This is a genomic window from Listeria sp. ILCC796 (genome assembly GCF_900186175.1).
Lineage (GTDB): Bacteria > Bacillota > Bacilli > Lactobacillales > Listeriaceae > Listeria > Listeria goaensis.
Genome location: NZ_FYBV01000008.1, coordinates 1 through 14,738, shown reverse-complemented (window position 1 = coordinate 14,738; position 14,738 = coordinate 1). Strand labels below are relative to the sequence as shown.

The 14,738-nt window shown below is 40.5% G+C and carries 14 protein-coding genes; 9 read left to right on the top strand and 5 right to left on the bottom strand.

All coding sequences use genetic code 11. From position 1 onward, the window contains the following. Positions 1–444 (bottom strand): PTS fructose transporter subunit IIA, encoded by a 444-nt coding sequence (locus CFS04_RS09190; RefSeq protein WP_088810403.1) that lies wholly within the window; start codon positions 442–444, stop codon positions 1–3. A gap of 143 nt (positions 445–587) precedes the next feature. Here CFS04_RS09190 and CFS04_RS09185 point away from each other — a divergent pair, with 143 nt between their 5' ends. Further along, positions 588–1,457: an alpha/beta hydrolase fold domain-containing protein gene (locus CFS04_RS09185; protein WP_088810402.1), complete on the top strand. Its 870-nt coding sequence runs from the start codon at positions 588–590 to the stop codon at positions 1,455–1,457. A 34-nt stretch (positions 1,458–1,491) separates the two neighbouring features. Then, positions 1,492–2,130: a Vat family streptogramin A O-acetyltransferase gene (locus CFS04_RS09180; RefSeq protein WP_088810401.1), complete on the top strand. Its 639-nt coding sequence runs from the start codon at positions 1,492–1,494 to the stop codon at positions 2,128–2,130. 130 nt (positions 2,131–2,260) lie between these two features. Here CFS04_RS09180 and CFS04_RS09175 read toward each other — a convergent pair whose 3' ends face one another. From CFS04_RS09175 to CFS04_RS09165, 3 genes are all read right to left on the bottom strand, one after another. Beyond that, complete coding sequence (locus CFS04_RS09175) at positions 2,261–2,794, bottom strand: hypothetical protein (RefSeq protein ID WP_088810400.1); 534 nt, start codon at positions 2,792–2,794, stop codon at positions 2,261–2,263. A 96-nt stretch (positions 2,795–2,890) separates the two neighbouring features. Continuing rightward, positions 2,891–3,415: a hypothetical protein gene (locus CFS04_RS09170; RefSeq protein ID WP_088810399.1), complete on the bottom strand. Its 525-nt coding sequence runs from the start codon at positions 3,413–3,415 to the stop codon at positions 2,891–2,893. 253 nt (positions 3,416–3,668) lie between these two features. Further along, entirely contained in the window at positions 3,669–4,382 is a 714-nt protein-coding gene (locus CFS04_RS09165) for a YebC/PmpR family DNA-binding transcriptional regulator (RefSeq protein WP_088810398.1), read from the bottom strand. A gap of 150 nt (positions 4,383–4,532) precedes the next feature. On the opposite strand from CFS04_RS09165, the gene CFS04_RS09160 reads away from it, so the two are divergent. Next, positions 4,533–4,871, top strand: a complete 339-nt coding sequence (locus CFS04_RS09160) for a zinc ribbon domain-containing protein YjdM (protein WP_088810397.1) — start codon at positions 4,533–4,535, stop codon at positions 4,869–4,871. 38 nt (positions 4,872–4,909) lie between these two features. Here CFS04_RS09160 and CFS04_RS09155 read toward each other — a convergent pair whose 3' ends face one another. Next, entirely contained in the window at positions 4,910–5,512 is a 603-nt protein-coding gene (locus CFS04_RS09155) for a class I SAM-dependent methyltransferase (RefSeq protein ID WP_088810396.1), read from the bottom strand. 174 nt (positions 5,513–5,686) lie between these two features. Between CFS04_RS09155 and ppsA the strand changes: the two genes are divergently transcribed. The 6 genes from ppsA to CFS04_RS09125 all read left to right on the top strand — a co-directional run. Further along, the gene (gene ppsA / locus CFS04_RS09150) at positions 5,687–8,290 is read left to right on the top strand and encodes a phosphoenolpyruvate synthase (RefSeq protein ID WP_088810395.1); all 2,604 of its coding nucleotides are present in this window, start codon (positions 5,687–5,689) and stop codon (positions 8,288–8,290) included. 26 nt (positions 8,291–8,316) lie between these two features. Further along, positions 8,317–9,291, top strand: coding sequence for an HD domain-containing protein (locus tag CFS04_RS09145; RefSeq protein WP_088810394.1), 975 nt, complete (start codon positions 8,317–8,319; stop codon positions 9,289–9,291). A 100-nt stretch (positions 9,292–9,391) separates the two neighbouring features. Beyond that, a complete protein-coding gene (uvrC, locus tag CFS04_RS09140; protein WP_088810393.1) occupies positions 9,392–10,474 on the top strand; it encodes an excinuclease ABC subunit UvrC in 1,083 nt (360 codons plus the stop codon). A 68-nt stretch (positions 10,475–10,542) separates the two neighbouring features. Continuing rightward, positions 10,543–10,992 carry a DMT family transporter gene (locus CFS04_RS09135; protein WP_088810392.1) on the top strand — a complete coding sequence of 150 codons (450 nt, stop codon included), beginning with the start codon at positions 10,543–10,545 and terminating at the stop codon, positions 10,990–10,992. A gap of 48 nt (positions 10,993–11,040) precedes the next feature. Then, positions 11,041–11,472, top strand: coding sequence for a DMT family transporter (locus tag CFS04_RS09130; RefSeq protein ID WP_369821476.1), 432 nt, complete (start codon positions 11,041–11,043; stop codon positions 11,470–11,472). 331 nt (positions 11,473–11,803) lie between these two features. Next, the coding region (locus CFS04_RS09125) for an Ig-like domain-containing protein (protein ID WP_255377784.1) at positions 11,804–14,738 on the top strand (2,935 nt) is incomplete at its 3' end.

Genomic DNA, 14,738 nt, shown 5'->3' with positions numbered 1-14,738 from the left:
TTAAGAAATTACTGAACGAATGAGACTTAAAATTTGATGCTCTTCACCCGTTTTTAATGCGCTTACAAAATCAGGGTCAACCAATTTGCGGCTAAGCTTTGACAACAGTTTTAAATGTTCCTCGCCGCCATTTGCAGGTACCATCAAGCAAATAAAACAAAATACTGGCGCACCGTCCAGTGCCTGCCATTCAATTTGTTCTGTGCTTCTAAAAAATAAGATACCAACTTCATTCACGGCGTCTGACTTGGCGTGGGGAATCGCAACGCCACCGCCAAATCCAGTGGTCGACTCTTGTTCGCGCTTACATAAATCTTCAAAAAACAATTTCGTATCGCTTACTTTGCCCGTTTGATGCGCGACCTCGGCAATTTTTCCTAAAATTTCGTTTTTCGTTTTTCCTTCCAACTGTAAATCAATTCCATTTTCCGCCATAATGGGCATCACAATCACTCCAATTTCTATCGTTTGGGATCCTAGTTTTATTATAAGAGGAATGGTATTTTGGAAACAGCAAATTTTTGTCACTAGGAGGGTGACATTTTGTGATATAATGGCTTGCGAAGTAGTAGAAAGAAGGACGAAATATGAAAAAAAGCATGATGTTACGCGTGATTGAACTGGCAACGAAAGTCGCTAATGTGAAGAAAATTTGGAATTTGGAAGGCGAGCCGTTAAAAAAAGCGATTGCGAAAAAGCAAAAACAGCCGGCCGTACCGACAAAACTTGCTAAACGTTTTAATGTGTCCAAACATGAAATTGGCGCACATTCCTATTTTGAAATCACGCCAGAAACTAAAACGGAACAAACCATTATCTATTTAGCTGGCGGCGGCTTCATTTTGCCGATAACGTCCATGCATTACGAATTCATCGAACAAATTGCACTTGAAACAGGTGCTAGGTTAGTGGTACCAAATTATCCGCTCGCGCCTGATTACCATGTTGACGATGTGATGCGCTTTTTGAAGGAAGTCTATTTGAAATATCCGGGAGATGTGTCGCTCGTAGGAGACTCGGCAGGCGGAGCCATCGCGCTGTCATTTGTCCAGTTTTTGAAGCTAGAAAACCTAGCTTTACCCAAAAAAGTGGTTGGAATCTCCCCGTTCATGAATTTTTGCCTGGATAATCCGGCCATTTTTGAGGTGGAGCAGCGCGATAATGTGGTCGGGACGACGGCGCTAAAAGAGATTCGCACGTGGTACGCGAACGGCCGAGACTACACGGACAGCCTAGTGAGCCCGTTCTTTGGCGATTTTTCAGGCATCCCTGAAATTTTAATTCTTTCAAGCACGCGCGACATCACAAACCCTGACACCCATCTTTTTTATGAAAGGGGACTTCCAAATGTGACATATTACGAGGCAGGCGAGCTTCCCCACATTTATCCGCTTTTCGAAATCCCAGAGTCCGAGGAAGCTAGGCGATTGATTTTTGAGATGTTAAAAATGGTATAATAAAGAGGATAAATTTTGTGAGGAGGAGAGAGAAATGATTGGACCAAACCCAAATGAGCTTTATCCAAATCCTGACATTCGCTCGGTTGCGTTTATTAAAAACTGTGTGACGAATCCGTCTATTATTGTGGGGGATTATACGTATTATGACGATCCAGACGGGCCAGAAAATTTTGAGGCGCATGTGGAACATTTATATGATTTTCTCGGGGATAAATTGATAATCGGGAAATTCTGTGCGATTGCAAAAGGTATTACGTTTATTATGAACGGGGCGAATCATCGGATGGCTTCTGCCACAACATATCCGTTCAACATTATGGGCGGCGGCTTTGAGAAGGTGACGCCAAAATTAACGGATTTGCCATATAAAGGTGATACTGTTGTTGGAAATGATGTCTGGATTGGGCAAAATGTGACGGTAATGCCAGGCGTTCAAATTGGCGACGGAGCCATCATCGCAGCGAATTCGGTGGTCACTAAAAACGTGGGGGCGTATGAAATCTACGGCGGGAATCCCGCACGGAAAATAAAAGACCGCTTTTCTAAAGAGATAACACTTTGTTTAAAAGAACTCGCCTGGTGGGACTTCCCGAACGACAAGTTGGCGCGAAACTTAGAGATATTGTGCGATACGGACTTGACGCTTGAAAAACTCAAAGGGATAAAGTGAGGTGTGGGCTTCTACTCCTTATCAAGACATAAAGAAGAGGTAGTAGAGCTATTTGAATAAAAAAATATACTAAGATTAGTAGACAGAACCACGTGCACAGGTTCCCCTACTAGTCTTAGTATTTATTTTGTTAATCAATTTCTTCATCAAGCGTATATTCAGCAGGGGTAGTATCTATATGGGCTAGATTGGAAAATAGTTTATCGCCTAATTCTATATACTTAAAATCCATTAAATAGCCTTCTTTAGTACTCACTTTAACTGCCTGATAGTTTCTTTTAGATGTTTCAAACTCTATATTTTTATCAATGTCTCCGTTATAAATAACAATATGATATGTATCATCTTTTGCTTGTTTATCAATAATGTTCCAAAAACCAGTAGACGACATCCCGTTACTTAAAATAGAAGTATTCATAGAAAAATAAATTCCTAGTATTGCAATCCCCATTATTATTAACCCGCTAAATAGACGATGCCCCTTAGCGAGATTAATAAAAATATTCAAGCCTAAAAATAGCAGGACAACATCTGAAAGTATTATTACAGCTAGGAACCAGCCATAAAAATCGTTCTCAAAGTACAAGAATGTATACAAGGAGGCGATTGAAATACTACAAATAAATAGTAAAATGACAGCAAAATAAGTTATCTTTTTCTTCATAAATTAGAATCTCCAATAAAATTAATTTGTTATATTTTTAGATTGTTCACTACTTTTATCATAGTTGCTAAAGCTTTATAAGGAATGGTTTTTATGTTATATATCTTCTTCACTAGAAATGTCAGTTGATTGCGTAGTTATATGGTCTAAGTTTGAAAAAATGTTCCCGTTGATTTTTATATATTTAAAAGCTAACAAATAGCCTTTTCTATCACTCACATCAACAGAGTTATACTCTTTTTCATCTACTCGAAATTTTAAATATGTGTCTAAATCTAAGTAGTAAAGTTCTAAATAATATTGATCATTTACTTTTTCTTTACCTGCAATATTATAAAAACCTGTAACGATGCTCCCATCCCAATTAGAGATTTTTAGGGCAAAACCTATACTAAATACCACTACTAGACATGCGATTAGAGCGCTAAAGAAATGACGGGTTTTTAGTAGCTTAATTATGAGTAATGCTCCTAAAAATAGTAATACAATGTTGCTAATAATAATACTAATCAAAAACAGAGTTGAAAAATCTTTTTCGAAATATAAATATATAAAAGCTGAGGAGGATGCTAGGGCTACTGTTAATAAAAGAGCAAGCAAGAAGTAAATTATGTTTTTCATAGAATTTATTTTCCTAAATTTAGTTAGTGATATTTTGGATTTTCTCAGCACTTTGACCATTGCGAGTTCCGCAGAAATTCTAAGAAGTAATAGTAATAATAAAATAATAGATGTAAAAAAATTAATGACTGATGCTGAGAAAATAATAAATTAATTTTTGTCTCGGAAATAAAAATAGAAAAACATAAAACCTTAATATCCCATGAAAAATGGAGTATTATGGCTCTATGCTTGTTTATTGATACCTTAACTTTTACAAATCCACATTATGATAAACTTTTTGTACGTCTTCTAAATCTTCAAGCGCATCAATTAGTTTTTCAAATTTCTCTAAATCATCGCCTTCTAGGGTGACTTCACTTTGGGGAAGCATTTCAATTTCGGCAACAGTAAATTCTTCGATGCCAGAAGCTTTAAGTGCTTCTTGGACGTTGTGGAATTCAGTTGGTTCAGCGTAAATAATGGCTTGACCATCTTCATCAATAATATCGCGCACGTCGACGTCTTGTTCCATTAAAAGTTCAAGTAGTTCTTCGGCATCTTTATTTGCTACGCCGAAAACGGCTGTGTTATCGAACATGTAGGCAACTGCACCACTCACACCCATGTTTCCGCCGTTCTTGTTGTATGCGGCGCGAACATCAGACGCGGTACGGTTGACGTTATTAGTGAGTGCATCCACGATGACCATGGATCCGTTTGGTCCAAAACCTTCGTATCTAAGTTCGGAGTAAGTTTCATCGCCTGTCCCTTTTGCCTTCTCGATAGCGCGGTCAATAATATGTTTTGGTACGTTGTAAGTTTTCGCGCGTTCAATAACGAAACGCAGCTTTTGGTTGGCATGCGGATCTGGTTCGCCTTGTTTTGCAGCGACATATATTTCAATCCCAAATTTTGCATAAATTCGACTGTTATTTGTATCTTTTGAAGCTTTTTTTTCCTTAATATTTGCCCATTTACGGCCCATAAGAACACTCTCTTTCCATATTTACGTTAAAAACACTAATTTTATTATATCGGGTTAACAGCGATTTGTTAAGCAGAAAATGAAAAAGCGCTGTGAAATTGTGAGTATTTGAGCTATAATAGAAGAAATGAATGGAGGAATGTGTTTAAAATGTCAAATTTGCCAAATTGCCCAGAATGTAAATCAGAGTACACTTACGAGGACCGTGGACTTTTTATTTGTCCAGAATGTGGTCATGAGTGGAGCGCGGAGGCGACAGCTACGGCTGACACAGAGCTCGTTGTGCGCGACGCAAACGGGAACCTGCTAACAGATGGCGACACGGTTTCAGTCATTAAAGATTTAAAAGTAAAAGGAAGCTCTTCTGCTTTGAAAATCGGGACGAAAGTTAAAAACATTCGATTAGTCGAAGGCGACCACAACATTGACTGTAAAATTGATGGCTTTGGTGCCATGAAATTAAAATCAGAATTCGTGAAGAAAATATAAAAAACAGCGGAAATTCAATTTGAATTTCCGCTGTTTTTTTAGTTGCTTTTTTCAGTAACCGCAATGAAAAGATCCGCATCCTGTTTCATAAACACATTTTCACCGTGGTGGAAAATATTTATTTCAGTAGACGAAAAGCCAGTTTCCTGCAATAAATTGCTAAGTTCAGAAGCAACAAAACCATTATGAACTTTTGGATGAAAGACGGCCTCGTTTTTATCAAAGTCGACAATGATTAAACGCCCAGAAGCATTCAAACTGTCGTAAAGGCGTTGTAAAATTAATTTCGTATCAGGAATATGTAGCAAAACTAATGAAACGATGATGATATCTACTTTTTCAGCCAAGCGTTCTTTCGTTAAATCAGCTACTTCCGCTTTTGCGTTTGAAATTGAGCGTTTCGCGATTTTTTCCTGAATGATTTCCACCATGTTTAGGGACGAATCAACAAGCAAAATGTCCTTCACTAAATCCGTAAGTGCTAAGCCAACAAGCCCCGTACCACTGCCATAATCTAACATCTTCTTGTCATGCGCATCTGGTAATTTCGTACGAATTTGCGCCGAAATCACTTGTGCAAGCTCGATTCGGTCAGGAGAATCATATTTTTTCGCCATACCCTCAAAAACATTATTTTCCATTATACTTATCCTCCTAAAAAACAAAAACATGGTTTATAATCCCCAAATTAGGGCAAACCATGAATGTTCCGTATCTCTATTTCTATTATACCAGATAAAAAATTAGAATTATAGACTGTTTATTGTATTTTTTGCTTGCTATAATAAGTCTACTTTGAAAGAGGAGGAGATCAAATGGGTTCATTTGTTTATGATTTTCAGGAGATTGACCAAACGAAATTCTCTTTAGTGGGAGGAAAAGCAGCGAATTTAGGTGAGCTTAGGAAAATCCAAGCTATCCGCGTCCCAGCAGGTTTTTGCGTTACAACAGATGCCTTCCAAAAAATGATGGAGAGTTCAAGTGACATTCAACATGTGCTCACCCAATTGGCGGCTTTAGAAATCGGTCAACAAACGGCGATTCGCGAAGTTGCGCAAAAAATCCGTCATGCCATTTTAACTCAAGCGATACCAAATGAAGTAGCAGATGAAATCAAATCCGTCCTCCGAAGCTACGGAACTGATTTTGCCTATGCAGTGCGTTCAAGCGCGACAGCAGAAGACCTTTCGGGGGCGTCATTTGCAGGGCAGCAAGATACATTTTTGAATATCAAGGGCGAAGATGCCATTTTAGCGCACGTTCAGAAGTGTTGGGCGTCGCTTTACAATGAACGGGCCATTATTTACCGGCTGCAAAATGGGTTTTCGGGCGAGCCTAAACTCGCGGTTGCCATTCAAAAACTCGTGCCGGCTGAGGCAGCAGGCGTGCTATTTACAGCGGATCCGCTTTCGGGGGATCGAACGGTCACGACGGTGGATGCAAGTTTTGGTTTAGGCGAAGGCCTTGTTTCTGGGCAAGTTCAGGCGGACGTTTATAAGACGAAAAACGGCAAGGTCACCTCTCGGCTGGTGGCGCAAAAAGAGGTCGCTTTTTTTACTCAGGGAGAAAAAGGGGTTTTGAAGCAGGCGCTTAGCGAGGAGAGGCGCGCCCAGCAAGTGCTCTCGAATGAACAAATTTTGGAGCTGACGAACGTGGGGCGTGAAATCGAGCGAAATTTTGGCTACCCGGTTGATGTGGAGTGGTGCTTATTTAACGGCAAGTTTTATGTCGTGCAAGCCCGTCCGATTACGACGCTTTACCCGCTACCGGCAAATGATGAGGCGGTTAAGCGAATTTATTTGTCAGTTGGGCACCAGCAAATGATGACCGAACCGCTCTTGCCACTTGGCATGTCTGTTTATGTGCAGACGTCTTTTGGCGAGCGATTTCAAGCGGGTGGCCGTCTGTTCGTTGATGTGTTGCCAAGGCTCGTTTCGCCTGAAAGCCGCTATGCTATTTTAGAAACGTTCGGTTCTGAGCCGCTAACGAAAGATGCGCTGACAACGATTTTAAAACGCGGCAATTTTGTTGAAACAGCAGACGAATTTGATGAAGCGAGAATTACAGAAAACAAAGTGAAAAAACTAGCATCTGTGCCAGAAACGATAAATCTCGACCCGCAAATTGTGCCTACCATCGTACAAAATCGTGAAAATGTGCTAAATGAGTTAAAACATGAGATTAAAACGTTAACTGGCGCCGAACTCATTCAGTTCATTCAAAATGATATAGCCAAATTAAAAAGCTTTTTGTCGGATAAACAAACGATTAGCGCCATCATGGCCTCCATGGATTCTGCCGCATGGCTAAACGAGAAAATGCAGGACTGGCTAGGCGAAATAAATGCCGCAGATGTTCTCTCACAGTCACTTCCAGACAACATCACGTCCGAAATGGGCCTCGCACTGCTTGACGTTGCCGACACACTCCGCCCGTATCCCGAAATCATCGCCTACTTGGAAAGCGTAAAAGACAATCAATTCTTAAAAGAGCTCCCTCGTTTTAAAGGAGGAGAAGAAGTACGCGCTGCCTTACTCGACTACCTACAAGCGTATGGTATGCGCTGTGTCGGCGAAATTGATTTAACGAAACCACGCTGGAGTGAGGAACCAGAAATACTTGTCCCAATGATTTTAAGCAACATTAAAAATTTCAGCCAAGGTGCTCGCAAAGAAAAATTTGATGCGGGTCTAACGGAAGCGTCAAACAAACGGAGCGAACTATTAGAACGCCTCATGGAGCTCGAAGACGGGGAAACAAAAGCGGCTGAAACTAGTCAGGTCATTCAGGCGCTCCGAACGTTCAGCGGTTTCCGCGAGTATCCAAAATATGTCATGATCACGCATTATTTTGTCTACAAACAAGCGCTTTTAAAAGAAGCAGAAACCCTGCAAATTGCTGGCCTCATCGAGCAACCAGAGGATATTTATTACCTCACGCTTGCTGAATTAGAAGAAGTATTCCAAACGCAAACCGCCAATGCCGAGCTTATCCAAAAACGAAAAGCCGAGTATGACTTGTATCAAACCCTAACACCGCCTAGAGTCATGACGTCAGACGGCGAAATTGTGACAGGAGAATATAAAACGGACGACCTTCCAAAAGGCGCCATTCCAGGGCTTGCCGTTTCTTCTGGTGTTGCCGAAGGACGCGCCCGAGTGATTACCAAAATAGAAGACGCCGCACTCGAACCGGGAGACATTCTCGTAACCACTTTTACCGACCCAAGTTTTACGCCGTTATTTCTTGGGATTAAAGGTTTAGTGACAGAAGTCGGCGGCTTGATGACACACGGCGCCGTCATTGCACGCGAATATGGCCTCCCGGCAGTTGTAGGCGTAGACGGCGCAACCAGCCAAATCAAAGACGGCCAAATGATCCGCGTAAATGGCACGAAAGGTTATATTGAGATTTTGTAGATGTCATTAACTGAGGTGAAAAAAATATGGAGATAGCCGACTATTTATATGGAAATTTTGAGGTTGAACAAGTGGTGGTTGAGCTAATGGAGTCAGCCCCCGTTCAAAGATTAAAAGAAATCCACCAAGGAGGCGCGAGCTATATTGTAAATCCTTCATGGAATGTAAATCGTTACGACCATTCTGTTGGAGTAATGCTCCTCATTAAAAAGTTGGGCGGGTCTCTTGAGGAACAAATTGCAGGACTTCTCCATGATATTTCGCATACAGCTTTTTCGCATGTAATTGATATGAGCTTGAAGCTGACAGATGAAAGTTATCATGAAAAGATATTTGAAGATATTGTACTGCGTTCAGAAATTCCCAAAATCCTAAAAAAATATGGGATAAACTTATCAACTATTTTAAACGGCAATTGGCTTCTTTTAGACAAAAAACTTCCCTTTTTAAGTGTAGATAGAATTGATTATACATTGCGAGACATGTATGAGTATGGCTTCATTACGCTTGATGAAAGTCATTCCTTTTTAAAAAAATTGGTTTTAATGGATGATCAAATTGTTGTGACATCTTTAAAAAGTGCAGAATGGTTTGTTGAAATTTATAAGAGAGAAGTGATAGATTTCTTTTATCATCCATTAAACATTTATGGATACGAACGACTATCTTCTGCCTTAAACCTCGCTCTTGAAAAAAATATTATAAAGTGGGAAGACTTATTAAAAACAGATGATGAGGTGCTCGAAATCTTAAAATCATCTAAGAACCAAGAGCTTAGCGAGTGCATACGCGAGTTATATGCCAAAGTAGTCGTCAGAAAATCAGAACAATCATTTGATATCCATAAGAAGCTAAAGTGGCGCTACGTTGATCCGCTTGTGAGAATAGCTGGAAAGATAGAGTGTGCGTCTAAATACTCTATCAAAATTAGAAAGCTGAACGAGAAAATCAAAAAAATCTCTCAAAACGGGGTTTATTTAAAAGTGAGCGAATTTGAATAAACAACTCAATTTGACAAAAGACATTTCCTGTCTCGTCTTTACAAAACTATCCGAAAGGGCTAAAATAAAAGGGCGAACGTACGTTTTTGGAGGTCGTCAAATGAATAGCGAGTTGCAGCAAAAACTCAAAACTTTGCCAGAGTCGCCAGGTTGCTACATGTATCGCGACAAAAAAGGCGAAATTTTATATATTGGAAAATCAAAAAACTTAAAAAAACGTGTAAAATCCTATTTTACAAAAACGCAAATTGGGAAAACAAAACGTTTAGTTCACCATATCCACGATTTTGAACTTATTCTTACAGACACCGAACAAGAGGCACTTCTGCTCGAAATGACGCTCATCATGAAATATCAGCCGCCCTATAACGTCATGTTGAAAGAAGAAATCCGCTATCTCTACATTAAAATCACAAACGAAAAAAACCCGCATCTTGAGCTCACAAAAGACATCGAAAAAGACGGTGCCCATTACTTTGGACCATACGCAAGCCGTTACATGGCAACAGAAACCCTTGAATTGCTACAAAAACTTTACCCCCTCTGTTATTGTTCAGGAAAGCGAGGCCGACCATGTTTTTACTATCATTTAGGCATGTGTATTGGCCCTTGTGCTAGAAATGTGAGTCAAGAAGAGTATACAAGGCAAATCAAAAAGATTAGGCACTTTTTAAACGGCGGACAAACAGAAGTCAAACGGGAAATGAAAATGCGTATGGCAAGCCAAATGGAGGCGCTCGAATTTGAACGAGCCAAAGAAACAAATGAACTTTTAAGCGTGTTAGAACGCCTTACCGAAAAACAAAAAGTAATCACCCGCGATTTTGGCCACCGCGACGTAGCCAATTTTGTTGCCGGAGAAGCGGCTCTCGCCGTTCAAGTTTTCTTCGTTCGAAATGGCGCCATCGTTGGCCGAACCGCAAAAGTATTTGAGTATACAACGGACCTCGAAGAAATGGTCGAAAGCTACCTCGTCACATTTTATTCGCATCCCAACCATTTAAAACCAAAAGAACTACTCATCCCAGAACAATTAAACGCGAAATTATTAGCAGAAACGCTCGAAATCAAAGTCCGCACGCCTAAAAAAGGCGAAAAGAAAGCACTATTAAATCTTGTTTATGAAAATGCCAAAAGCGCGTTAGATGCGCATTCTAAAATGCTTGAATATGCTGAACAGTAATGGTGTTTACAAATGGCATATTTACGCGTAAACTAAGTGAGTGAATTAGAGAGGGAGAAGGAAAAAAATTGATTGCTTTTTACTTACTAGCCGGTATTCTAGCTGGCATGATGCTGCCCGTTCAAACATCTGTAAACACGCGATTAAAAGGGTACACACAATCACCGTTCATCGCATCATTCGTTTCATTTGCAGTCGGCAGCACCGTTTTACTTATTATTTCATTAATTACATTTCGTGATTATAGTGTGTTTAGCGAGGCCATCGCTACAAGCCCATGGTGGATTTGGTTTGGCGGCGGTGTGCTCGGCATCATTTTCTTAACGAATAACATTTTACTTTTACCAAAATTAGGCGCGGCATTAACCGTTATGGTGACCGTTTGTGGACAAATGATTATGGCAATTTTAATCGACCAGTTCGGCTGGTTCAATTTGCCTGTCCATGAACTAAACCCCGAACGACTCATCGGAGTGTTACTCATGTTTTTCGGCGTCTTTTTGATGCAAAGATTTTAGGGAGGGATTCATTTGGTTAAACAAGCTCCAAAAACAGTATTTTTATTCATGATGATGGGCTTTTTCGCTGGAATGATGTCGCCCGTTCAAACGTCCATCAACGGAAAACTTCGCGAAGCCGTCGGGTCTCCGTTTGTCGCTTCGCTAATCTCGTTTTCAGTCGGAACAATCGCGCTTTTCATCATTTGCCTTGTCGTTGAGAAAAGAGTCACTTTTAAACTTCGCGGTGTCGGAAAAGTACCGTGGTGGATTTTCACAGGCGGCCTAATGGGCGTTTTCTTCATCACGTCTAATATCCTGCTTCTGCCAGTGCTCGGCTCCGCAATGGTTGTTGTTCTCGCGATTTGTGGTCAAATGCTCATCGCTCTTTTAATTGACCATTTCGGCTGGTTCGGAGTTATTCGCCATCCGATTAATCGCTACCGTGTTTTAGGGGTTCTTATTATGCTGATAGGCGTTATTCTAATTCAAAAATTCTGATTTAAAAAGGTATAAAATAACGAAAAAAAGTGAGAAATTTATTTTTCTCGCTTTTTTTGCTGTTTGAAGTTTAGTTGTGTCATTTTGTCACAGAATTTACAAAAAATCAATTGGAAAATCTATTTTTATAGCCATTTTCAATAGGTTTTAAGTGTTACTATGAAAAAGTATAGAATATCAATTTGTTTTAGAAGAGGAGGATTGACGAAAAAATTAGATATCTATAGACGGGAAGCGATTTAGTAGAAAAGAGTTTAGGGATTAGAACCCTAATGTAAATTTTCTATCTTTTATTATGTTCAAAAAACAATTAAGAAGGAGAATTGACAATTTGAAGATCAAAAAATCAAAGTTGAAAAAAATTGCACTTAGTACAGTGGCAGCAACTGTTTTTGCGTCGACTATTGCGACATCGATACCGTTTAATGTAGTAACGGCAGATGCAGCTAATGCTGGCGTAAATAATCTTAAAGCCAATTTGGAAGCAGGTAGCGGAAATCTTGTGGATGCAAGTTTTAGCAGTAAAGTAAAGTGGTATCCCATCTATTGGATTGGTGTACCAAATACAGGTAATTTAACAAGGCCTGGTTGGGGAACATCTCAAGATGGTTGGGAATATACGTGGAATAATGATAATTATGCCGCTAAATTCTCTGGGAATGGAATAGGTCAAATACGTGCTAATCAAACATTACCTTACGCTACATCTTTTGGGATAGGTCAAGGTTTTGACACGGTGGCAGGACATAACTATCGAATTCAATATAGAGTTACGCCAACTGGGGGAACTGGACAAGTAGAGGTGGCTGTTAATAATGGTGACAATTATTTCCCGAATGTAACCGATCGCGATGCACTCTACTCTCATCATAACAGTCCTTATGGCTTTGCAAATGCTGACGGTCAATTAACAACTGGTACATTTACAGCACTTTCAGACAAGTCTCACGTTATGTTTGAAACAACGAATGGGACCATTCAAATGAGCGATTTTAGCATTGTCGATTTAGATGCAGAAATTGCGCCGACAACGATTAATGCACTAACAACAGATTCTGTAAAAGCAGAAGGAACAGCTGAACCAAATGCAAAGATTGTGTTTAAAGATCAAAATAACAATCAAATTGCAAGTGGCGATGTAGCCGCTAATGGTACGTACAGTGTAACTATTCCGAAGCAAGCCGCAGGAACGGTTGTAACGGCAACTGCGACAGCAGAGAATGATAAAACAGCAAGTGCAAATACAACTGTTACCCAAGGCAATATTGCACGAACAGTCATCAATCCTTTAACAACGGATTCTGTGAAAGCAGAAGGAACCGCTGAACCAGGTGCAAGCATTGTGTTTAAAGATCAAAACAACAATCAAATTGCAACTGGTACTGTAACCGCAAGTGGTACGTACAGTGTAACCATTCCGAAGCAAGTGGTGGGAACAACTGTAACGGCAACGGCAACAAAAGGTGGTAAGACAGAAAGCGATTCTACAATTGTTACACAAGGGAATCTTGTGCAAACAACTATTGGCGCGTTAACGACTAATTCTACTCTTGCAGAAGGAACTGCCCAACCCAACGCAGATATTACGATTAAAGTTGGTGGAAATACAATTGCAACAGGTAGGGTTTCCGCTGATGGTAATTACAGCTTAGGTATTCCAAAACAAGCCGTAGGAACAATCGTTACCGCAACAGCTACATTAGCTGGCAAAACGTCGAGTGCGAATACGACCGTCACACAAGGAGCTATTGCGCAAACCACAATTAATTCCTTAACAACAGATTCAATAAAAGCAGAAGGAACCGCTGAACCAAATGCGGCTATTGTGATTAAAGATCAAAATAATAACCAACTGGCTAATGGTCAAGTGGCTTCTGATGGCACGTATAGCTTGACGATTTCAAAACAAGCCGTAGGAACAATTGTAACGGCAACGGCAACAAAAGATAGCCAAACATCGAGTGCGAATACAACCGTTTCACAAGGGAACCTTGCGCAAACAACGATTAATGCGTTAACAACGGATTCGATAAAAGCACAAGGAACCGCTGAACCTAACTCGAATGTAGTGATTAAAGTAGGTTCGAGTACAATTGGGACGGGGCAAGCGGGTTCTGATGGTCGCTATGACATTACCATTCCGAAACAAACAGTCGGAACAGTTGTAACGGCAACCGCGACAATTGGCGAGAAAACATCGAGTGCCAACACAACCGTCACTCAAGGTAGTATCGCGAAAACAACGATTAACCCATTGAACACAGATTCTGTGAAAGCAGAAGGTACTGCAGAACCAAATGCGCCGATTGTGTTTAAAGATCAAAATAACAATCAAATTGCGAGTGGAACAGTAGGTTCTGATGGTATTTATAGTGTGACGATTCCGAAACAATTGGTTGGAACGATTGTCACAGCGACAGCAACTAAAAATGGAAAAACAGAGAGTGCCGTTGCGGTCGTTACTAATGATCGTATTGCGCAAACTACCTTTAACCCATTAAATACTGAATCCGTAACGGCTTCAGGGGCTGGTGAGCCAAACGCAACAATCGTTCTAAAAGATCAAGATAACAACCAAATTGCAAGTGGAAGAATTGGTTCTGATGGAATTTACACGGTGACGATTCAACCACAAGCAGCTGGAACAGTTGTAACAGCAACCGCGACATCGAATGGTAAGACATCAAGTGCAAATACAACAGTCATCAATGATCGTATTGCGCAAACTACCATTAATTCGTTAACAACGGATTCTGTAAAAGCAGAAGGAACGGCTGAGCCAAACGCGAATATTGTGATTAAAGACCAAAACAATACGCAACTTGCAAGTGGAAAAGTAGGCTCTGATGGGAAATACAGCTTGACGATTCCACAACAAAGTGTGGGAACAGTTGTCACAGCTACTGCAACAGCGAACGGAAAAACATCGAGTGCAAATACGACCGTAACAGCGGGCGCAACAATTGCACAAACGACGATTGATCCATTAACAACAACATCAACGATTGCACAAGGAACTGCGGAACCGAATGCAAGCATGGTGATTAAAGCAGGTACGACAACGATTGCCCAAGGAGCTGCAGGTTCTGACGGACGTTATAGTTTCACTATCCCTGTACAAGCAGAAGGGACAATGGTAACGGCGACAGCCACTGCAAATGGAAAAACATCGAGTGCCTCTACTGAAGTTACGCGTGAACATACGGGAACCGTAACGGTGAAAGAAGACTTCTATGTGGGCTATGACAGTCGCATTCAAGCCGAAG